19 protein-coding genes and 2 tRNA genes are annotated in these 20,714 nt (G+C 39.4%); 9 read left to right on the top strand and 12 right to left on the bottom strand.

Translation table 11 applies throughout. The features are described 5' to 3' along the window. Window positions 1-34 precede the first annotated feature (34 nt). The 3 genes from AAC026_RS15270 to AAC026_RS15280 all read right to left on the bottom strand — a co-directional run bounded on the left by AAC026_RS15270 (window position 35) and on the right by AAC026_RS15280 (window position 3,949). Window positions 35-2,593, bottom strand: a complete 2,559-nt coding sequence (locus AAC026_RS15270) for an ATP-dependent Clp protease ATP-binding subunit (protein ID WP_339699762.1) — start codon at window positions 2,591-2,593, stop codon at window positions 35-37. Between the two features lie 93 nt (window positions 2,594-2,686). Next, window positions 2,687-3,325 (bottom strand): WbqC family protein, encoded by a 639-nt coding sequence (locus tag AAC026_RS15275; RefSeq protein ID WP_339699765.1) that lies wholly within the window; start codon window positions 3,323-3,325, stop codon window positions 2,687-2,689. Further along, a complete protein-coding gene (locus tag AAC026_RS15280) occupies window positions 3,326-3,949 on the bottom strand; it encodes an L-threonylcarbamoyladenylate synthase (protein WP_339607431.1) in 624 nt (207 codons plus the stop codon). 54 nt (window positions 3,950-4,003) lie between these two features. On the opposite strand from AAC026_RS15280, the gene mltG reads away from it, so the two are divergent. The 5 genes from mltG (at window position 4,004) to AAC026_RS15305 (ending at window position 6,624) form a co-directional block, all read left to right on the top strand. Continuing rightward, window positions 4,004-5,038: an endolytic transglycosylase MltG gene (gene mltG / locus AAC026_RS15285; RefSeq protein ID WP_339699768.1), complete on the top strand. Its 1,035-nt coding sequence runs from the start codon at window positions 4,004-4,006 to the stop codon at window positions 5,036-5,038. Then, window positions 5,038-5,451: a thioesterase family protein gene (locus AAC026_RS15290; protein WP_339699771.1), complete on the top strand. Its 414-nt coding sequence runs from the start codon at window positions 5,038-5,040 to the stop codon at window positions 5,449-5,451. Before mltG ends, AAC026_RS15290 begins: the two co-directional genes overlap by 1 nt. Beyond that, window positions 5,441-6,388 (top strand): YihY/virulence factor BrkB family protein, encoded by a 948-nt coding sequence (locus AAC026_RS15295; protein WP_339607428.1) that lies wholly within the window; start codon window positions 5,441-5,443, stop codon window positions 6,386-6,388. The genes AAC026_RS15290 and AAC026_RS15295 overlap by 11 nt, the downstream gene beginning before the upstream one ends. Window positions 6,389-6,457: 69 nt before the next feature. Further along, a tRNA-Ser gene (locus AAC026_RS15300) sits at window positions 6,458-6,542 on the top strand. A 10-nt stretch (window positions 6,543-6,552) separates the two neighbouring features. Then, window positions 6,553-6,624 (top strand) — tRNA-Glu (locus AAC026_RS15305). A 69-nt stretch (window positions 6,625-6,693) separates the two neighbouring features. Here the strand turns inward: AAC026_RS15305 and pfkA are convergent. The 5 genes from pfkA to AAC026_RS15330 all read right to left on the bottom strand — a co-directional run bounded on the left by pfkA (window position 6,694) and on the right by AAC026_RS15330 (window position 12,335). Then, on the bottom strand, window positions 6,694-7,686 hold the full coding sequence (gene pfkA, locus AAC026_RS15310; RefSeq protein ID WP_339699774.1) for a 6-phosphofructokinase: 993 nt from the start codon (window positions 7,684-7,686) through the stop codon (window positions 6,694-6,696). A gap of 90 nt (window positions 7,687-7,776) precedes the next feature. Continuing rightward, the gene (locus tag AAC026_RS15315; RefSeq protein WP_339699777.1) at window positions 7,777-8,346 is read right to left on the bottom strand and encodes a NifU family protein; all 570 of its coding nucleotides are present in this window, start codon (window positions 8,344-8,346) and stop codon (window positions 7,777-7,779) included. 48 nt (window positions 8,347-8,394) lie between these two features. Continuing rightward, entirely contained in the window at window positions 8,395-9,792 is a 1,398-nt protein-coding gene (locus AAC026_RS15320; protein WP_339699780.1) for a dicarboxylate/amino acid:cation symporter, read from the bottom strand. Between the two features lie 17 nt (window positions 9,793-9,809). Then, window positions 9,810-10,886, bottom strand: coding sequence for a chorismate synthase (gene aroC, locus AAC026_RS15325; protein WP_339699783.1), 1,077 nt, complete (start codon window positions 10,884-10,886; stop codon window positions 9,810-9,812). Next, window positions 10,887-12,335, bottom strand: a complete 1,449-nt coding sequence (locus tag AAC026_RS15330) for a BatD family protein (protein ID WP_339699786.1) — start codon at window positions 12,333-12,335, stop codon at window positions 10,887-10,889. Between the two features lie 143 nt (window positions 12,336-12,478). On the opposite strand from AAC026_RS15330, the gene AAC026_RS15335 reads away from it, so the two are divergent. Continuing rightward, window positions 12,479-12,667: a hypothetical protein gene (locus tag AAC026_RS15335; RefSeq protein WP_339699789.1), complete on the top strand. Its 189-nt coding sequence runs from the start codon at window positions 12,479-12,481 to the stop codon at window positions 12,665-12,667. Window positions 12,668-12,708: 41 nt separating this feature from the next. Here the strand turns inward: AAC026_RS15335 and queG are convergent, their stop codons facing one another. Next, window positions 12,709-13,638: a tRNA epoxyqueuosine(34) reductase QueG gene (gene queG, locus AAC026_RS15340; RefSeq protein ID WP_339699792.1), complete on the bottom strand. Its 930-nt coding sequence runs from the start codon at window positions 13,636-13,638 to the stop codon at window positions 12,709-12,711. A gap of 218 nt (window positions 13,639-13,856) precedes the next feature. Further along, complete coding sequence (gene ruvB, locus AAC026_RS15345; RefSeq protein WP_339699795.1) at window positions 13,857-14,891, bottom strand: Holliday junction branch migration DNA helicase RuvB; 1,035 nt, start codon at window positions 14,889-14,891, stop codon at window positions 13,857-13,859. A gap of 113 nt (window positions 14,892-15,004) precedes the next feature. Between ruvB and AAC026_RS15350 the strand changes: the two genes are divergently transcribed. Both AAC026_RS15350 and AAC026_RS15355 read left to right on the top strand, forming a co-directional pair. Further along, window positions 15,005-16,030 carry an FAD:protein FMN transferase gene (locus AAC026_RS15350; protein ID WP_339699797.1) on the top strand — a complete coding sequence of 342 codons (1,026 nt, stop codon included), beginning with the start codon at window positions 15,005-15,007 and terminating at the stop codon, window positions 16,028-16,030. Between the two features lie 85 nt (window positions 16,031-16,115). Beyond that, window positions 16,116-16,862 carry a ZIP family metal transporter gene (locus AAC026_RS15355; protein ID WP_339699799.1) on the top strand — a complete coding sequence of 249 codons (747 nt, stop codon included), beginning with the start codon at window positions 16,116-16,118 and terminating at the stop codon, window positions 16,860-16,862. A 1-nt stretch (window position 16,863) separates the two neighbouring features. On the opposite strand, the gene AAC026_RS15360 is transcribed toward AAC026_RS15355, so the two are convergent. Beyond that, window positions 16,864-17,340: a YdeI/OmpD-associated family protein gene (locus tag AAC026_RS15360; protein WP_339699801.1), complete on the bottom strand. Its 477-nt coding sequence runs from the start codon at window positions 17,338-17,340 to the stop codon at window positions 16,864-16,866. A gap of 33 nt (window positions 17,341-17,373) precedes the next feature. Continuing rightward, entirely contained in the window at window positions 17,374-18,420 is a 1,047-nt protein-coding gene (locus AAC026_RS15365) for a Fic family protein (protein WP_339699803.1), read from the bottom strand. Window positions 18,421-18,719: 299 nt separating this feature from the next. Between AAC026_RS15365 and acs the strand changes: the two genes are divergently transcribed. Continuing rightward, window positions 18,720-20,618, top strand: a complete 1,899-nt coding sequence (gene acs / locus AAC026_RS15370) for an acetate--CoA ligase (protein ID WP_339699805.1) — start codon at window positions 18,720-18,722, stop codon at window positions 20,616-20,618. Window positions 20,619-20,714: the final 96 nt, after the last annotated feature.

Raw genomic sequence — 20,714 nt, forward strand, 5'->3', positions numbered from 1 at the left:
TGGGGTTTTAGTATGTGTAGAGTAGAATACCTATTTATTCCTTAGGCCCTTCTTCTTTCTTTTTACTCGCTTTTTTCTTCTTTGTTTTTAAAGTCAAAGCTTCACCTTCTCCGCTATAGTCGGCCATAAGTGTTTCTCCTTCATTTACGCTTCCTTTCAGAATTTCTTCGGCAATCTGATCTTCCAAATACTTCTGAATAGCTCTATTCAAAGGCCTGGCACCAAACTGAGGATCAAAACCTTTATCGGCCAAGAAGTCCTTAGCTTTTTCAGTTAACTCAATTTTGTAGCCCATATCTTCAACACGAGCGAACAATTTAGCGAGAGTAATGTCGATGATCTTGTGAATGTCTTCTCTTCCTAAAGAATTGAAAATAATCACATCATCCAATCGGTTCAAAAACTCAGGGCTGAATGTCTTTTTCAACGCACGCTGAATGGTGTCTTTCATTACAGCATCCTCGTTTTCCTTTCTCGACTGAGTGCTAAAGCCAATCCCAGATCCGAAATCCTTCAAGTCACGCACCCCGATATTCGAAGTCATAATAATGATGGTATTTCTGAAATCCACTCTTCGGCCTAAACCATCGGTAAGAATACCGTCATCCAATACTTGTAATAGAATATTGAAAACATCTGGATGCGCTTTTTCAATTTCATCGAGCAACACCACAGAGTAAGGCTTTCTTCTTACTTTCTCAGTAAGTTGACCGCCTTCTTCATAACCCACATAGCCCGGAGGCGCTCCTACCAAGCGAGACACCGAGAATTTTTCCATGTACTCACTCATATCTATTCTTACCAAAGAATCTTCTTTGTCGAATAAGTAAGTTGAAAGCTCTTTTGCCAATTCTGTTTTACCAACACCCGTTGGGCCTAAGAAAACGAAGGTTCCTATTGGCTTTCCTGGGTCTTTTAGTCCAACTCTGGTACGCTGAATCGCTTTAGTCAGTTTGGCAATTGCCTCATCCTGACCAATCACTCGTTGTTTCAATTGCTCGCCCATTCCTACCAATTTCGACTGCTCTTTTTGTGCAATTCGTTTTGTAGGAATACCCGTCATCATAGCAATAACTTCGGCTACATTTTCTTCATCAACGGTATAGCGTTTCGCTTTACTTTCATCTTCCCATTTGGCTTTGGCTCTATCCAACTGGTCGATGAGTTTTTTTTCTTTATCTCTTAATTGAGCAGCCTCTTCGTACTTCTGACTTTTAACTACTCGATTTTTCTCTTTCTTAATATCCTCAATGGCAGCCTCTAAGCTAACAATGTCATCTGGCACATGGATATTGTTAATGTGTACTCTCGCACCTGCCTCATCCAAAACGTCTATGGCCTTGTCTGGCAGAAAACGATCAGAAATGTAACGATCAGAAAGTGCTACACATGCCTTAATAGCCTCTGGAGTATAATTTACATGGTGGTGTTCTTCATACTTTTCTTTGATATTTTCAAGAATCATAGCAGTTTCTTCAACCGTAGTTGGGTCAACCATTACTTGCTGAAAACGCCTTGCTAGCGCACCATCTTTCTCGATATATTGACGATACTCATCCAAAGTAGTCGCTCCAATGCATTGAATTTCGCCACGGGCCAAGGCTGGCTTAAACATATTAGAAGCATCAAGCGAACCCGAAGCTCCACCTGCGCCAACAATAGTATGCAACTCATCAATGAACAAAATCACTTCAGGAGATTTCTCAAGCTCGTTCATTACGGCTTTCATTCGCTCTTCAAACTGGCCTCTGTATTTGGTTCCAGCAACAAGAGATGCCAAATCAAGGGTTACTACTCTTTTATTGAATAGTATTCTCGACACCTTCTTCTGAATAATTCTTAAAGCCAAACCTTCGGCAATGGCAGATTTACCAACACCGGGCTCTCCAATAAGAATTGGATTGTTCTTTTTTCTTCTACTCAAAATTTGAGCTACTCGCTCAATTTCTTTCTCTCTGCCCACAATCGGGTCTAGTTTATCTTCTTCCGCATATTTGGTCAAGTCACGGCCAAAGTTATCGAGCACTGGAGTGCGTGACTTTTCGGCACCTTTCTGCCCCGGCTTATCAGAAGAAGCTCCTGATCCACCACCAAACATTTTTGAAGAATCATCATCAGAGTCGTCTGTGTCAGACGATGCCAAAGGCGTATCACTGTCTGTCTGATATTCAAGCATTTCCTTCACTACTTCATAATTCACGTCAAATTTCTCTAAGATTTGTGTAGCGATATTGTCCTCGTCTCTTAAAATAGAAAGCAACAAATGCTCTGTGCCAATCAATTGGCTCTTAAAGATTTTAGCTTCTAAGTAAGTGATTTTTAACACTTTCTCTGACTGACGGGTAAGCGGAATGTTTGCCAAATTTTTGACATTATGATTGGCCGTACCTTTAGTAGCACGCTCTACCGCTTCGCGTAACTCTTCAAGCGAAGTACCTAATTTTTTTAAGATACTTACTGCAATTCCTTCTCCTTCTCTGATCATCCCCAACAGAAGGTGCTCAGTGCCAATGTAATCGTGACCCAAACGGAGCGCCTCCTCACGGCTCAACGAAATGACTTCTTTTACTCTATTCGAAAATTTAGCTTCCATTTATTCCTTTCTGAATGGCTTGTTCTAATAATTATAGGATAGATCAATATAGTATTTTCTATTTACGATCTACCACAAAACGTAATCAAAAGATTATTTGTTCAATGAACTAACAACTGACCTCTTTAAAACCTCTAAGGCTTCTGGGCCTGTACAAAACAAAAGATCTAAGATGCTCAGATTAGAAACAAAGTTACTGCCAAATATCTGTTGATAAGGTTTTGGCGCAAACCACTGTAGTTCTGAAATAGGCTTTCGAGGATGAATAACACCTCTCATGTCTATTAAATCAGGTTTATCCATATTCTCATAGCTTTCTGCCCAAAACACAGGTTTGTCAATTTGCAAAAACTTGAGACACATTGTCAGTAAAGATTTATTGAGATCAAACAAATGGCTTGCCTCTGAATACAGAATGGTCTTAAATTCTTCTGAGTAAAAATCGAAAAAGGGGGATTTACCATAGGCCGACTGAATGGCTCTCCAGTGATTATTCATCCATTTCTCGTGGTAATCTATTTTAACTTCCTGAACTGGGATTCTTTTATTCGCGCCAAACACTGGCACCGACATATCAAGCGGACCATTGGCGGTTAAAATGGTACTCCGATTTAAATAAGTTCTTTTTTCAAATCTTCCCTTACTAGCAATATGAATTTCGTCTACACTATAAATGGCAGAGAAATAAGCAATAGAAGGCAAGTATTGTAACTCGATTAGAATTTTACTCATCTAGATTAAATCGTCAATCTGACCTAAACCTTGCCTCACAATCTCAAATTGATCATTAGAGCAATCAATTACGGTTGAAGGCACATTACCTCCGTAACCTCCATCAATTACAATATCTACAAGGTGTTCGTACTTCTCAAAAATAAGACTAGGGTCGGTTGAATATTCAATTACATCATCTTCCCCTTGAATTGAAGAAGTAATAATCGGCCTGCCTAGCTCTTTTACTAAAAGGCGAGGAATACTATTGTTCGGCACTCTAATACCCACCGTTTTCTTTTTTGCATTCAGAATTTTCGGCACACTGCTATTAGAATTTAAAATGAAGGTGTACGGGCCAGGGAGTACCTTTTTCATTACTTTAAAAACAGGAGTGCTGAGCTGCTTTACATATTCAGAGATTTCACTCAAGTCGTAACAAATGAAAGAAAGGTTTTGTGGCTTTACATTTTTTATTTTACAGACACGGTCTACCGCTTTAGTATTAGAAAAATCGCAGCCAATACCATATACCGTATCGGTTGGATAGATGATTACTCCCCCATCTCTCAAAACCGACACGATATAATCGATTTTTTCCAGTTCTGGGTTTTCTGGGTAAAGTCTTATTAGCTCGGCTTGCATTAGTCTAAATTTAACGAATCGAAGTTAGGACAAAAACCCTATTTTTGTAACCCAATGAAGAAAAGAAAGATTTTCCTATTAGCAATGGTGGTGTTTTCCGTACTACTCACCTCCTTTAGTTTTTATTTCTACCAAATGTTCTACGGTGCCAATATTCTTATTGACCAGACCGACAGACCTATAACCATTGAATATGGCGATGGGTTTGATGAGGTTAGAAATAAATTCTACGATGCCAACATCATCAACGACCCCATATCATTCAGTTTTGTATCTAAAACTCTGGGTTATCAGGAATTGGTAAAACCTGGTGTTTATTTCATGAAATCTGGCATGTCTAATATTGAAGCAGTAAGAATGCTTAGATCTGGCAACCAAATGCCTGTTAGAATTACTTTCAATAATGTAAGGTTGAAATCTGAACTGGCCGAAAAAATTACAAATAACACAGGAATTGAGTCAGCCGAGTTTGAAGCACTTTTAAATGACGATGCCTTTTTAGAAGAGTATGGTGTAAACTCTGATAATGTAATGACGCTGTTTCTACCCAACACCTATGAAGTGTACTGGACTATTAAGGCCAAAGAGCTGTTTGCTAAAATGGCAGAGGAACATAAAAAATTCTGGACTACTGACCGAATAGCAAAAGCCAGTGCGCTTGATTTAACCCCAGTTCAAGTTTCCGTTTTAGCCTCTATTGTTCAGGCAGAGAGTATTAAAAATGATGAACGACCAACAATTGCAGGGCTTTACCTCAACCGCCTTGAAAAAAACATTGCGCTTCAAGCTGATCCAACTTTGGTATTTGCTCTAGGCGACTTCACAATTCAAAGGGTATTGAATGAGCACAAACGAGTTCAAAGCCCGTACAATACTTATCTAAATAGAGGCTTGCCTCCAGGGCCAATCAACTTACCAACCATCTCTTCCATAGATGCAGTGCTGAATTACGAAAAGCATGATTATATTTATATGTGTGCCAAAGAAGATTTTTCTGGGTATCACAGGTTTGCAAAAACATTGGTGCAACACAATAAGAATGCAGCCTTGTTCCAAAAAGCACTGAACGAAAGAAGAATATTCAGATAATGTACATTGCGTCCACCCAAATCAGGGTAAGATATGCCGAAACCGACCAAATGGCTTATGTCTATTATGGTAACTATGCTATGTACTACGAAGTGGCTAGGGTTGAAGCGTTGAAACAGATTGGCTTCAGTTATGTTGAATTGGAAAAAGCGGGAATTATGATGCCCGTTCATGAAAACTATAGTAAGTACCACAGCCCAGCCAAATATGACCAACTGCTAACTATTCAGGTAACAATACCAGAAATGCCCAAGGTAAGAATGCGATTCAATTACGAAATAAGAAACGAGCAGAACGAGCTCATCAATGAAGGCATGACTTCTTTAGTGTTCGTAAATATGGAATCTAACAAACTTACTAAAGCACCAAGAGAATTGATTCAAGCATTAGAACCTTATTTTGATGAAAAATAGGATTCTAAAATTTGTATTTGAAAACAAGTACTACCTGAAACTGGTAGCCTTTCTCCAGAAGATTAAGTTGGGGAAAGACAAAATTGGCCTTTATGATGCCATCCTCATCTTTATTCGAAAAATGTCTAATGATGAAATTCTAGACCGCGCCAACGGGGTAGCTTTCAGTTTCACAATGGCCATTTTTCCAGCAATTATTTTTCTTTTTACCTTAACGCCTTATATACAAACCTTCTTCCCTGAGCTTACGAATAATGAGATTATCGGATTTTTGAAGGACATACTGCCATCAAATTTATACAGCGCGGCAGAAACAACCATTCATGACATTATTGGTAAACAGCGCGGAGGTCTTCTTTCTTTTGGTTTTATTCTAACATTGATTCTATCTACAAATGGTATGGCTTCATTGATGGGAGCCTTCAATGCATGCTATAAAACCAATGAAACAAGAAGCTTTTTATCGGTAAGATTTATTGCTACCGTATTAATTTTCATCTTGGCGTTATCTTTTATTATCTCCATTGCACTGCTAATTGTAGGTCAACAAATGATCCGTGATTCAGAAATCAGATCCATCATTAATGATAATATTTCTGTTGATTTAGTCTTTATTTTGAGGTTTGTTTTCCTCTATATTATTTTCCAAATCGCTATTTCTTCTATCTACTATTTAGCCCCTGCTATTCACGAAAAGTGGCATTTCCTAAGTATAGGGTCGGTTTTCTCAACATTGGCCATTATTGTTTCTTCATTTGGCTTCTCATATTATGTCAACAATTTTGGCAATTATAATAAGCTATATGGTTCCATTGGAGCATTGCTGGTTTTAATGCTCTGGCTGTTTATTATTTCACTAATCTTACTGGTTGGTTTTGAGATGAATGCCGCGATTGACAAGGCCAAAATGGAAATTCGAGAAGCAAATGACAAATAATTTTGCCTAGGCTATTTGCAAAAATAAAATTACCACTATCTTTGCAGTCCCAAACGGGAGATCACACACAGAGGAGTGGCAGAGTGGTCGAATGCGGCGGTCTTGAAAACCGTTGTACCGCGAGGTACCGGGGGTTCGAATCCCTCCTCCTCTGCACTATTAAGGGTCCGTTCGTCTAGGGGTTAGGACACTGGGTTTTCATCTCAGCAACAGGGGTTCGATTCCCCTACGGACTACTTCAAAAAGCTCAGCATATGCTGAGCTTTTTTTGTGCCCTTCTCGGAGAATTGTCAACCTCTTCTTGATTAGATAGAAAGTATTTTAGCGATTCGAAATTCTTCAGCATCAATTCCCTTAATGGTTTTCACAGCCTCGCTAATAGGAGTGTATACTATTTTATTATTCACCACCCCGACCATAACATTCGATTGCCCATTTAGTAAGCCCTCTACAGCTGCTACACCTAATCTGCTAGCAAGAACTCTATCGGAGGTAGTAGGAGAACCACCGCGCTGTAAATGCCCTAAAACCGTCACACGAATATCAAAGTAGTCTAGCTGAGCTTTTACTTTGGCAGCTATATCATAAGCAGAACCCAACTTACAGCCTTCTGCCACGATTACAATATTGGAGACCTTCTGGTTAGACGCTCCTCTTTGGAGCCTCTTGATCAAATCATCGATCCCCCAATTATGCTCTGGCAGCAACATGGCAACAGCACCTCCACTTATTCCTGAATTAACCGCAATAAATCCAGCGTCTCTGCCCATTACCTCTACGAAGAAAAGCCTTTCGTGAGAAGAGGCAGTGTCTCTTATTTTATCAATGGCTTCTGTTGCAGTATTGCATGCCGTATCATATCCAATAGTAAAATCTGTTCCTACTAAGTCATTGTCAATAGTACCAGGAATTCCTAAAACAGGTACGTCATACTCTTGACTAAAAACATCAGCTCCAGTAAACGAACCGTCACCACCAATAACTACTAAAGCATCTAGACCATTGGACTTGAAATTTTCATAAGCCTTTGATCTCCCTTCTTTTGTTCTGAATTCTTCACTTCTGGCAGATAACAAAAACGTTCCTCCTCTACTTAGGATATTGGACACTGAACGTACTTGAAGCTGTTCTATATCTCCATTGATAAGGCCATCATAGCCTTTATAAACTCCATATACATCGAGGTTATAGTAGACGCTAGACCTAACAACTGCCCTAACTGCAGCATTCATCCCAGGTGCATCGCCCCCGGAAGTGAGCACTGCAATTTTCTTTATGTTTGTTTTCATGCTATTCATTAAACAGAGTTTCCAAATCTAAGTAACGCTCAAATAAAAAGGTGACCCCTTCGAATCACCTTAAATATAAGTTCAATATGTTTAATTCTTTTAAACGCCTTCTGCAACCACTTCTCTTACATCGTTAGGAAGCATTCTCTTCAGCAAGTTTTCAATACCAGATTTTAAGGTAACCGCTGAAGCTGGGCAGCCACTGCAAGAGCCTTGAAGATTTACCTTCACCACTCCATCATTAAACGAGGCAAAGCCAATAGCCCCACCATCTTGTTCAACAGCAGGACGAATGTACTCATCCAAAATACCTTTGATTTGTTTTACTACTTCAGAATCATTTTCATCGAATAATGGATCTTTGTCCAATTCTTGAAGAATTAAAGGCTTATCATTTTCTAAATAAGGCTTAATTACATTTTTTACTTCGTTCTGAATCTCTGGCCATTCCACAGATTCAGATTTAGTTACTGTAATGAAGTTACTCATGTAGAACACTCTTTCTACATTCGGAATTTGAAATAATTCTTGCGCCAAAGGAGACTCTTTAGCTGATTCAATATTAGGATAATCGAAACTCACTCCCTCTTGCAAAAGCATGAAGTTCACCACAAACTTCATTGAATTTGGGTTAGGGTTGGCTTCCATGTATATGTTTACCGCTTTCATATTTAACTGTCTAGTCCTTTTGAACTACAAAGGTAATCGAAAAGTTTCTCAGTCTTCCTTTAATTCGTTCTCTGATTTTGCAACTAGGGTAGCTACCGTAGCATCTCCCGTTACATTAACCACTGTTCTTAACATATCTAGTGGTCTATCTACTGGAAAAATAATGGCAATCCAAGCTGGGTTTAAGCCAACTGATTGAAGTACCACCACCATCATAACGATTCCTGCACTTGGAACTGCTGCTGAACCAATAGAAGCCAAAGTAGCTGTAAGCACAATTGTAAGTTGTTGTGTAATGGATAAGTCCACCATATGCATTTGCGCCATAAACACTACGGCTACAGCTTGGTACAAGCTAGTTCCATCCATGTTTACTGTTGCGCCAATAGGTAAAACAAAGCTTGAAACGTTTTTAGACACACCTAGATTATCTTCAACACATTCCATTGTTACAGGCAGAGTTGCTGCACTTGAACTGGTGGAGAAAGCTAAAAATTGAGCTGGGCTGATCTTCTGAAAGAATTTTTTATACGTAAGGCTTTTAACAAAGCTCTTAACAATAAGTGGGTAAAATATAAAAATCAAGAACAACAAGCCGGCTACTAGGGTAACGGAATATGATGCAAGCCCTTTAAAGATTTCGAGCACTTCACCGGGTGTGTCGGCCATTTTAGAAATTACACCTGCTAGCAAAGCGAATACAAAGAATGGCGCTGACTTCATTATCATGTCCACCATTTTAAGGAACACTTCATTTGTAGCGTCTACAAAGCTCTTTAAACCTTCCGATTTTTCATCTGGAACAAGCGCCAAACAGACCCCAAAGAAGATAGCAAAGAAGATGACTTGAAGCATCAGTTTATCATTGGAAAGGGAAGAGATAATATTCTCTGGCACCATATCAACTAAAAACGATAATGGTCCTTCATCCTTTTTTTCTTCAGCAGTGGCTCTCTTTTCCTCTACCAGTTTCTTTTCGGCTTCGGTCATTTCCTTTCGGAAATCAAGCCCATTGTACTTAGGGTCTTCTAAAAAATGTTTTCCGTCTAGAATTTCTACGCCATCGGTGGCCGAAACCCATTCTTCGTATTGTAAACGATTTTTAATTCTTTGCTCTTCATCGATAAAGTCGCCAGGTCTAATCACATTTACCAACACAAGGCCAATGCCGACTGCAAAAACAGTAGTCACCAAATAGAAGGATAGCGTTTTACCTCCCATTCGACCTAGCTTGGACATATCTTTTAGGCCAGAAATGCCACCAATGATTGAGAATAACACCAAAGGTACAGCTATGTATTTCAACATTCTAATAAAGATCTGTCCAAATGGATCGATCCAATTAGTAGTAAATTCATTCCAGCCTAATGCACTTGATATAAATGCCCAAATAACACCAGCCAAAAGCCCGATCATTATTTTGACATGAAGAGGAAGCTTTTTCATATAAAAAGGGAGATAGTCTAAATTCGATTAGTCTCGCTAATTAGCAAATAATCGGCAATTACCAAAGCGGCCATTGCTTCAACAATAGGTACAGCGCGTGACACAACACATGGATCATGACGACCTTTACCTTCTACAGTAACTTCATCACCAGCTTCATTAATGCTTTCTTGATCCATCATGATTGTGGCTACTGGTTTAAAGGCCACATTGAAGTAAATATCCTGCCCGTTCGATATGCCTCCTTGTATGCCTCCAGAGTAATTGGTTCTGGTTTTCACCGTGTTATTGTCTGTATAGAACACATCGTTATGCTCTGAACCATTCAGTTTTACACCATCAAAACCACTTCCATATTCAAAGCCTTTTACAGCATTAATAGACAGCATTGCCTTGCCAATTTCGGCATGAAGTTTATCAAAAACTGGCTCGCCTAACCCCGCTGGAACACCCTGAATCACCCCAGTAACAATTCCACCAATGGTATCACGGTTTTTACGTGTTTGGTCAATTAGCTCGATCATTTGCTCTGCCATTTCAGCATCTGGGCAACGAAGTATGTTATCTTCTATTCTTGTTAGATCGAGCTGGGTATAGTCTTTATCAAGTTTTAGATGGCCAACTTGGGACACATAGGCAAGGAAAGAAATGTTATGGTTTCTGAGGAAAAGCTTGGCAATTGCTCCTGCAGCAACACGGGCTACAGTTTCTCTGGCAGAGCTTCTGCCTCCTCCTCTATAATCGCGGATGCCGTACTTTGTTTGAAAAGTATAATCGGCATGCGATGGACGATACTTGTCTGCTATGTGAGAATAATCCTTACTCTTCTGATCTTGATTTCTGATGATAATACTGATGGGTGTTCCTGTAGACTTTCCTTCGAAAACACCTGAGACGATTTCAAACTCGTCTGCTTCTTTGCGTTGTGTTGTAATTTTTGACTGACCAGGCTTCCGTCTGTCCAGTTCTGACTGAATAAATGCCTCATCAATAGGCAAGCCTGCAGGGCAGCCATCAATGATTACACCCAATGCCTTTCCGTGAGATTCTCCGTAGGTATGGATTCTGAAAAGATTACCGAAACTGTTTCCCATTTATTTTTTAAAGTAGATAAAACCAGCGCCCGCGAACATAGCCAATATTAAAATATTAGCCAGTACTTGCATTGTTTTATCTTCGGTCAAACTTTCCAAATTGTTCGATTTGTCTTCAATTGAATCATAAAACGAACCCAAATCAACTGATGAAATTGAAATGTTCTTTTTGCTTTCGCCCGTTACTTCAAACTTAACTTCAGATTTAAGGGTATCATACTTTGCAGTTTTCGGATTGAAATATACCCAACTGAAATAGTCTCCCATATTGTATTGACCGGGTTCGTTTGGCAGACCATAATAATTAAATTTCTTTGACCCAGATACTTTGCTATTGTTACGATTGATATCTTGACTCACATCTGGAGGGTAGAATTCAATGGCTTTATTATCCGGAATTTTCGGGGCGCTAATTCCAGCTATATTTCCTTCCCCATAAATCCCAAAGGTATACTCAAAGCTACCGCCAGTTTCGAGCGATTTCTTACTCATTTTTTCATCTAGGAAGAAATCTCCAACAGCCACTGCATCTTTAAGCGGGTGAGGTGGCAAAGCCTTCACTTTCACTGTTTTCTCCTTAGAATAAAATGTTTTGAAATCTTCCTTCCTATCTCGCCCAAAAAACGAAGGCGACTTGGCCACCTGATACTTTATCATTTCAAAAGGCACAGATGGGAAAACGATAGGCTCAAGGTTGAGCGGGAAATAAGTGGCTCTATAAATCTTATACTGCATATAACCCTTTCCACCAATATTAACTCTCTCCCCAATAATATTCTCAATATTAAAATTCTCTTCCCAGCTATTGGTAGGACGGAGTGTTTTCAGTACTTCCGACAATTGAGTTCCAGCGTCATTAAACTGTAGTGGTGCTCTATTGTCGTCAGCCACGTAGAAAGCGAACGTAGCGGTAAAACCTTCTCCTAGATACACTTCGTCCTTATCCGTTGTTAAGGCCAAAAATGCATCCTCTTTAACATCCACAAATTCTGGATCTTTATCTTCTCCAAACAAATTACTGAAAGGGCTGTGGCCGTAAGGTGTTCTATTACTGTTTCTTCTTGTGTCTACTGGAGGAGTAATTTTTATTTTCTTCCCCTTTGAAGAAACCGCTTCTCCATTTACATCTATAGTAAAATCTTCCAATTGGTATGTCCCTTCTTCTAAAGGAAGATAACGCTGAATGATACTTTGAGAAGAGCTTACTTGTCCATTAATAATATTGGTACTGCTACTTGAAGAGGTTCCTCTTTTTGCAAAACCATCAATATTTGGAAAGTCGGTATAGGATTTCAGCTTACCATTGAGTACAGTTACTTTAATAGTAAAAAGCTGATTGAGTCCCACTTCGTCTGGCCCTAATTCAATATTAGTTGATTGTGCCTTTGCCACGAGCCCGAAACAAATTAGACAGGCGACAAGAATGAATTTTGAACTGGTAATTCTCATGTCAATTTATTATATTCGCTTCTCCTCAAACGAAGAGGATTTAAAGATAATTTAAATTTTTGGGGTAACTAAATCTTCATCGCTTCGTTCGTAACTACGTGCGAAAGGCACAATAGATTCATAACCAATTAAACGATCTTGACATGTTGGAATATTTCAAAACTATCCTCGCGAAGGTGAGCTTCGACAAGAAGCTGTTTGAAAAAGAGTTGAGAAAGGCTATTCACTCTGTTATCGGAGATGAATTAGAAGAATTAAAACGGTGGTGCTATTCAAAATTTGGGCACTTATACGGAAATGTTCTCGAAGAACAGTTTTTACTCGCTAGATAAAATTATTTAATCACACCGCCCGTTGCAGCCTTAGCAATGGGCTATTTTTTTGCCATTTTTATATTCCTTTTTAACCCTTCTAGCTTGGTTCTTTTTACTGCTGAACCCTTAAAAACTGACCGAAAAACCTCCTCTGTTAAATCTTGCCAATTATTGTTAAATAATTCTAACAGCTCATTTTTGGGATGAAAGGTAGGCTCTGAATGAGGTTTTGAGAACCTATTCCACGGACAGACCTCTTGGCAAATGTCGCAGCCGAAAACCCAATTATCCATTTTACCTTGAAAGCTATCGGGAATTTGATCTTTCAATTCAATGGTTAAATAAGAAATACACTTGTTTGCGTCTACTTCATAAGGGGTAATCGCGTCTGTCGGGCAAGCGTCTATACACCGGGTGCAGGTTCCACAATAATCCTTAATTGGGCCATCGGGCTCAAGCTCTAAATCAATAATCAGTTCGGCTAAAAAGAAGTAACTGCCCTGCCCTTTATTAATCAACAAGGTGTTTTTCCCTAACCAGCCTAAACCACTTTTAGCCGCCCATTGGCGTTCCATTACTGGAGCCGAATCTACAAACACACGCCCTTCTACATCACCAATTTCTTCCTTTAAAATCGACATGAAGGTTTTGAGTCGATCTTTAATTACAAAGTGGTAATCTTCACCATAAGCGTATTTGGCCAGTTTTAAATGGTCGGGGTGTTCTTCGGCCAAATCTTTTTCTGGATAATAATTATAGAGTAACGAAACTACAGACTTAGCACCCGGCACCAACTTACTAGGGTCTAAGCGCTTATCGAAATGGTTTTCCATATAGCGCATTTCACCATGATTACCTTTCTTAAGCCAAGCCTCTAAACGTGGGGCTTCTTCCGCCAAAAACTCTGCCTTGGAAATACCACAGAAATCAAAGCCTAGCTTTTGGGCTGTTTGTTTGACGATGGTGGTATTTGTGGTGATGTTTTGCAATTAGTTTAAATCCTCAATTTCTTAAAATCAGCTTCTATTTCTAGTGTTACAGTCACCTCCCTTGCCCTCCTCGAGGAGGGAATACTTTGTTAGGTTAACAATTTATCTTTCCGTATAAAAAGCATTCCGCTTTAGGGCTGAAATATTTGATATACCTCAAAACCATTCTCCTCTTGAGAGCGGCTAGGGGTGTGTTGTTAAGGCAACATAAACCCTAACTAAGCATCAAACAAACTACCCGTTTGCCCACCAAGGGGTTTAAGGTTTAAATGTTTATAAGCCAATTCTGTTGCTTCGCGACCACGGGAGGTACGTTTAAGGTAGCCTTCTTGAATTAAGAAGGGTTCATAAACTTCTTCTATGGTTTCGGCCTCTTCGCCCACTGCCGTGGCAATGGTTGAAATCCCCACTGGCCCGCCTTTGAATTTCTCAATAATTGTGAGCAAAATACGATTATCCATTTCGTCCAAACCATGTGAATCTACATCCAAAGCGTTTAATGCCATTTCACTTATGGCTTTGGTAATCGTTCCTGTTCCTTTGATTTGAGCAAAGTCTCTTGTTCTGCGTAAAAGGTTGTTGGCAATACGCGGGGTTCCTCTACTCCTTCGAGCAATTTCGTAGGCTGCGTCATCATCAATTGGCGTATTCAAAATTTCGGCTGATCGTTGAACGATGGTGGTTAATAATTTAGCATCGTAATATTCCAATCTGGCATTGATACCAAACCGCGCACGTAATGGCGATGTCAATAAACCCGACCTTGTGGTGGCTCCGATTAAAGTAAATGGCTCTAATGAAATTTGAACCGAACGCGCATTTGGTCCCGAGTCAAGCATAATATCAATGCGATAATCTTCCATAGCAGAATACAGATACTCCTCCACAATAGGGTTCAGTCTGTGGATTTCATCGATAAAGAGTACATCACCGTGCTCCAAGTTGGTCAGTAAACCAGCCAAATCTCCCGGTTTATCGAGTACAGGGCCAGAAGTAATCTTTAACTCCGACTTAAGTTCATTGGCAATAATGTGAGAAAGGGTAGTTTTACCCAAGCCAGGAGGGCCATGTAACAGCACATGGTCCAAAGGCTCTGACCGCCCCTTGGCTGCCAAAACGAATATTTTTAAGTTCTCAACAATTTTGTGCTGCCCCGTAAAGTCTTCAAAACTCAACGGCCTCAGTGCCCTCTCAATATCCTTTTCTTCAGGGTCGAGATTATCATCTTCAGCATTTAAATAGTCTTCGCGCATTCACCAATCTTTTTGCTAAGATAGCAGTTAGTTTTTTTCACTTAATCAATCTTTTACTGTTTAACCTTACATCAAGGAAAAGCGCTCATTATCTTTGCTCAAATTTTGAGACAATGGACAAAAATCAAAGGTCTAGAATATACCTACTCGTGTTAGTAATTGCAATTTTTGTGGTTTGGAAATACCGCGAGAGTCAAAAACCAAAAATGATGTTCGTTCAGGGCACCACCATGGGCGTTATTGCTTACAACATAAAGTACATTGATGAAGGCCTTAGGGATTTTAAAAAGGAAATTGATTCACTTTTAGTCGACTTCAATCAGTCACTTTCTACTTACATCCCCGATTCTGAAATTTCAATCTTTAATAAAGAAGGAAAAGCGACTTTTAACTTTCCCTACTTTTCAGAAGTGCTTATTGCTAGCCAAGAAGTTTATAAAGAATCTGGAGGTTATTTCGATCCAACTGTCGGTCCATTGGTAGACGCTTGGGGCTTTGGAGATGGTAAAAGTGTTACGTTAGACAGTGGTCAGGTAGATTCTGTTTTGAAGTATGTGGGCTTTGGAAAAGTACAGTTTACAAAAAAAGAAGTTTTTAAAACTATTCCAGAATTGAAACTCAATTTTTCGGCTATTGCAAAAGGCCAAGCCATAGATGTGGTTGCAGAATATTTAATGACACAAGACATCCAAAACTTCATGGTTGAAATTGGTGGTGAAGTACGAGCAAAAGGCAAAAATGATGCTGGCGAAACTTGGACCATTGGAATTGAAATCCCTGATGAAAATCGCGTTGGTGGCGTTTTCGATGCTATTCAATTGGAAGACCATGGAATGGCTACCTCTGGCAACTACCGTAATTATAAAATTATAGATGGAAAAAAAGTAGCCCATACTATTGACCCAAAAACGGGCTATCCGAAAATGATTACTCTTTTAAGCGCTACAGTAGTCGCCTCCACTTGCATGTATGCCGATGCTTATGCTACCGCCTCAATGGCAATGGGTTTAGATAAGGCAAAAGCAATGATAGAAAGTAACCCAAGTTTGGAAGCCTACTTTATTTACACCGACCAAGATGGGAACACCCAAACCTATATTTCTGCTGGATTAAAAGGAAAAACGGCAAACGAACAATAAGTAGATAGACTGAGGGAACTATTTAAATGGAAATTCAATTTTCTTTATCATATTTGCAATGTTGTTGCATTAACAATTTTTAGGCTTGTTCATAAACGTCACTATTTTATTACTCTGCGCCCTTGTTCCGGGTCTGTTCATTTTAGGTAATGCAACTTTTAGCGAAACCAGAATTCGCTATTTCCTTGTTTTTGCTGGAGCGTACTTATTTTCCGTTACCGTAATCCACCTCATCCCAGATTTATTTATGAGTGGAGAGGATCCATTCAATCTTGGGCTGTATATCTTAGTAGGATTCTTTATTCAGAAAATATTAGAAAACTTTTCTAGCGGGGTAGAACATGGTCATATCCATGTTCACACGAAAGTACCTGTCTCTTATTTATTGATTGCTCTTGTCCTACATTCCTTTTTAGAAGGCTCTATTCTAACCGATTCGTTGCATTCTAACCATACTCCTGATTCGGTATATAGTCATGGTAGTTCTCCTAAAATATTACTAGGCATTGTAATGCACAAAATACCCGCCTCATTGGCGCTTATGGCATTATTGGTAGCTCAACTTAAAAACAAGTACAAGGCATTTGGCCTATTGTTCATCTTTGCTATCAGCTCTCCTTTGGGCTTAATTACTTCAGAGTATTTTAGTCATTCCAATCTATTGCCCGAAAAATATCTTATCATATTCTTCGCTGTAGTTGCGGGTAGTTTTCTTCAAATTTCAACTACTATTTTTATTGAAAGCGACCCTCATCATAAGCTCGATTGGAAAAGATTTTCGGTCTCTTTACTAGGGGCAGGCGCAGCGGTTTTGGCGCAGTTGATGATTTAAATTAAGGATGCTTCACTCCACTCAAGAGCATTTCAATCGTCTTTTGTAAACGTTTGGCTTTAGTTTCTTCACGCTTGGCTGTGTCAATCCATCTAGCGTATTCTTTACGATTGGTATATGAGAGCGAATTGTAAAAAGCTTCGGCTTTAGGGTGAATCTTAAACTCTGCCTTTAATACATCAGGCACTTCTACCAATCTTTCTTCAGTATCTTTTTGGACAGTAACAGTTACTGTATCTCCATGACTTTTTCCAATAGCAGCCCTAATATCATTTCTTAAAATCAAAATATGACCCGTACCCATATTGGCTATTGAGCCGCGGTATGGCTCTCCATCAAAAGTAGCCTTCACCTTCACTTGGCCTTTAGTTCCAAATTCTTCTTCCACACTAAAAGGAAGTGAAACACAGGCTGCTTCTGGCCATTTCTCTCCTCCATTTTGGATGACAGCTTCGAACCGATATATTTTTTCTGACATGATGTTGATTATTTAACTTTAACTCAACTTATTTTAAAAGTAGGTCTTAACCGCAAATGCAAACTGATTGATGAAGATGTCTTTAAATGCAGTAATATTATTTCTCTCATAGAAAATCAACATGGCTTCCTTATAAGCAATTGAATCAATAGTTCTAAAAGAAAGTGGGCAATAACCATGATAAATAAGCATTGCGTTACTCACTATTCGTGCTGTCCTTTTATTACCATCACCAAATGGCTGTATGTAGGATATTAGTACTAGTAGAAGCAAAGTCTTTTCAAAAACATTTTCACGTTGATTGATTAAGTCGCACATGCTTTGCAAAGCTTCCTTAATTTGGTGCTCATTGTCAAGTGGAGTATAATTGGTTCCTGAAATTCCCACACGTCTTAATCTAACATTTTTATCAATACCCAAATCTTTAACCAACAAACTATGGATATCTTCAATCCGAGCTATTGTCAATAGCTCTAAGTAATCAGGGTGATCTATTATAAAATCTAAAGCGTATTTGTGGTTCAGCAACATTGTTGCTTCGTCTTTTCCCTTTCCCTTGGCTGTTTGTTTTTCCTTAATTAAAAGTTCCGTCTCCAATAAAGAGTATGTGTTTCCCTCAATTTGAGAAGACTTCCAACTTAAATCAATCGCAAGCCTCTCAAGTTCCTTTGAATATTCCGCATCAGTAAGTTCTGCAACTTTATTTTTGTAATCAATATGGAGACGCTCCAAATACTCCAATTCTTCCTTCGAGAATAGTTTTACGCTGTCGAGTATATTTGTAATCAATGCTAAATTGAATGAGCCTTTTATGTCTCTTTCATCTATTTCCTTTTCAAAATAATGGTTTACATCTATAGGGTAGAATAATTCATACGCTGGGTCTAAATTATATTTTCGACCTCTTCCTATTCCAACAGTTTTAATCAGCTGCTCGGTAACGAGTTTAGATAAAACGCGCTTAGTGGTGGCATAACTCAGCGTTGTGGTTAAGCCATCATGTATTTCTTTTGATGATAAGGAAGGATGCTCCTTAACAAAATTCAGTACGTCAATACTTTTGTCATCCAATGCTTTCATCAATTTGCAGCTCAGTTAACACAAATTTAAAGCTCAAAACTCTACAAAATTGAGCTATAAAGCAACAACCATTGAGCTCTATTTTAAATTAGTGGATGTTTTACAGCTCAAATTTCCTGCATTTAGAGCTCAATAAATCCATATATTGAGCTTCAAATGAAATGGCGATGAGCTTTAATTAAGTTCGAAATGTTTTCTTTAATCAATTTTCATTTAACAGCCCTCAAAAACAATTGATCGACAAAACCTCTTTCAGTTAAGCGCATAAATGCTTAAAATGGGCTATAAATTCAGCAATCATGAGCGACAGAATTCACAGCCTTAGCGGTTACATATATGAGTATCAAAAAAGTGTTCAAGACCCAGAATCTTTTTGGTCTAGAATTGCCGATTCCTTCCACTGGAGGAAAAAATGGGATAAGGTTGTGGACTGGAATTTTGAAACACCAGACGTAAAATGGTTTGTTAATGGAAAGCTGAACATTACCGAGAACATTTTAGACCGTCACTTATATACCCGTGGTGACCAAGCAGCCATTATTTGGGAACCGAACGATCCCAATGAAGAACACATCACACTTACCTATAAAGAACTTCACGCCAAGGTATGCCAGTTTTCCAATGCCATTAAAGCCAAAGGAGTTGGTAAAGGCGACCGCGTTATTATTTACATGCCCATGGTGCCAGAAGCAGCTATTGCCATGTTGGCTTGTGCGCGTGTTGGTGCTATTCACTCCATTGTGTTTGCAGGTTTTTCAGCCAATGCACTAAGCGACCGCATTAATGACTGCCAAGCAAAAATAGTAATTACATCGGATGGAAACTTCCGAGGCAACAAGCAGATTCCTGTAAAAGATGTAGTAGATGAGGCCCTGGAAAAGTGCACTTCTGTTGAAACCGTAATTAACTTAAAGAGAACTAGGCAGCAGGTTGAAATGACTGAAGGCCGTGACATTTGGTGGCACGATGCCATTGAAGGCCTTTCTTTCGAAAACAAAGCAGAAGAAATGGATTCGGAAGACATGCTCTTCATCCTTTATACGTCTGGGTCGACAGGCCAGCCCAAAGGTGTTGTACACACTTGCGGTGGCTATATGATCTACACCGCCTATTCCTTTCAAAATGTATTTCAATACAACCAAGGCGATGTGTATTGGTGCACGGCCGATGTCGGCTGGATCACTGGCCACTCTTATATCGTTTATGGCCCGTTATTGGCTGGCGCCACTTCCATCATGTTTGAAGGTGTGCCTACTTTTCCAGATGCAGGAAGATTCTGGGCCATTTGTGACAAACATCAAGTCAATCAGTTTTATACTGCACCTACCGCCATTAGGGCTTTGCAAGCCTATGGCACCGAACCGATTGCTCCTTATAAACTAGATTCACTAAAAGTATTGGGTTCTGTAGGTGAACCTATCAACGAAGAGGCTTGGCATTGGTACCACGACCACATAGGAAAAGGAAAATGCCCAATAGTAGACACTTGGTGGCAAACAGAAACTGGTGGAATTATGGTTTCGCCTTTGGCGGGAATTACCCCAACAAAACCAGCCTATGCCACTTTACCACTACCAGGGGTTCAATTAGTGATTTTAGATAATGAAGGAAATGAGCTCAAAGGGAATTCAGTAGAAGGAAATCTTTGCATCAAGTTCCCTTGGCCTTCTATGCTTCGCACCACTTATGGCGACCACGACCGATGTAAGCAAACTTACTTCTCTACTTTCCCTAACCATTACTTTACTGGCGATGGCGTGAAAAGAGATGAAGACGGTTATTACAGAATTCTAGGCCGAGTGGATGATGTGATTAATGTTTCTGGACACAGAATGGGTACAGCCGAAGTTGAAAACGCCATTAACGAGCATCCAAAGGTCATTGAATCTGCCGTGGTAGGTTATCCGCACGATATTAAAGGCCAAGGCATTTATGCTTATGTAATTTGCGATATGGAAGGCCGATCTGAGGAAGGGCTGATCAATGAAATCAAAGAAACGGTTACAAAAATCATTGGCCCAATTGCCAGACCAGATAAAATCCAGATTGTACCGGGCTTGCCTAAAACCCGTTCGGGCAAGATTATGCGCAGAATCCTTAGAAAGATTGCCTCGGGGGATGGGTCTAACTTAGGAGATATTTCAACCCTGCTCAATCCAGAAGTGGTAGAAGCGATTAAGGAAGGAGCCAGTAAGTAAATAGAAATCAGGGATCAGTGTATTAATTAAGAGTGAAATCTTTGGTTAAGAGTTCCGTGGAATGATTGTGTCTGAATTTATTTTAACTAAATTAAT

Source organism: uncultured Roseivirga sp. (assembly GCF_963973945.1).
Lineage (GTDB): Bacteria > Bacteroidota > Bacteroidia > Cytophagales > Cyclobacteriaceae > Roseivirga.

What these genes read in the sequence shown, in the direction of transcription:
- AAC026_RS15270 (WP_339699762.1), bottom strand. Translation starts at nt 2,593, where the DNA reads ATGGAAGCTAAATTTTCGAATAGAGTAAAAGAAGTCATTTCGTTGAGC.
- AAC026_RS15275 (WP_339699765.1), bottom strand. Translation starts at nt 3,325, where the DNA reads ATGAGTAAAATTCTAATCGAGTTACAATACTTGCCTTCTATTGCTTAT.
- AAC026_RS15280 (WP_339607431.1), bottom strand. Translation starts at nt 3,949, where the DNA reads ATGCAAGCCGAGCTAATAAGACTTTACCCAGAAAACCCAGAACTGGAA.
- mltG (WP_339699768.1), top strand. Translation starts at nt 4,004, where the DNA reads ATGAAGAAAAGAAAGATTTTCCTATTAGCAATGGTGGTGTTTTCCGTA.
- AAC026_RS15290 (WP_339699771.1), top strand. Translation starts at nt 5,038, where the DNA reads ATGTACATTGCGTCCACCCAAATCAGGGTAAGATATGCCGAAACCGAC.
- AAC026_RS15295 (WP_339607428.1), top strand. Translation starts at nt 5,441, where the DNA reads ATGAAAAATAGGATTCTAAAATTTGTATTTGAAAACAAGTACTACCTG.
- pfkA (WP_339699774.1), bottom strand. Translation starts at nt 7,686, where the DNA reads ATGAATAGCATGAAAACAAACATAAAGAAAATTGCAGTGCTCACTTCC.
- AAC026_RS15315 (WP_339699777.1), bottom strand. Translation starts at nt 8,346, where the DNA reads ATGAAAGCGGTAAACATATACATGGAAGCCAACCCTAACCCAAATTCA.
- AAC026_RS15320 (WP_339699780.1), bottom strand. Translation starts at nt 9,792, where the DNA reads ATGAAAAAGCTTCCTCTTCATGTCAAAATAATGATCGGGCTTTTGGCT.
- aroC (WP_339699783.1), bottom strand. Translation starts at nt 10,886, where the DNA reads ATGGGAAACAGTTTCGGTAATCTTTTCAGAATCCATACCTACGGAGAA.
- AAC026_RS15330 (WP_339699786.1), bottom strand. Translation starts at nt 12,335, where the DNA reads ATGAGAATTACCAGTTCAAAATTCATTCTTGTCGCCTGTCTAATTTGT.
- AAC026_RS15335 (WP_339699789.1), top strand. Translation starts at nt 12,479, where the DNA reads ATGTTGGAATATTTCAAAACTATCCTCGCGAAGGTGAGCTTCGACAAG.
- ruvB (WP_339699795.1), bottom strand. Translation starts at nt 14,891, where the DNA reads ATGCGCGAAGACTATTTAAATGCTGAAGATGATAATCTCGACCCTGAA.
- AAC026_RS15350 (WP_339699797.1), top strand. Translation starts at nt 15,005, where the DNA reads ATGGACAAAAATCAAAGGTCTAGAATATACCTACTCGTGTTAGTAATT.
- AAC026_RS15360 (WP_339699801.1), bottom strand. Translation starts at nt 17,340, where the DNA reads ATGTCAGAAAAAATATATCGGTTCGAAGCTGTCATCCAAAATGGAGGA.
- AAC026_RS15365 (WP_339699803.1), bottom strand. Translation starts at nt 18,420, where the DNA reads ATGAAAGCATTGGATGACAAAAGTATTGACGTACTGAATTTTGTTAAG.
- acs (WP_339699805.1), top strand. Translation starts at nt 18,720, where the DNA reads ATGAGCGACAGAATTCACAGCCTTAGCGGTTACATATATGAGTATCAA.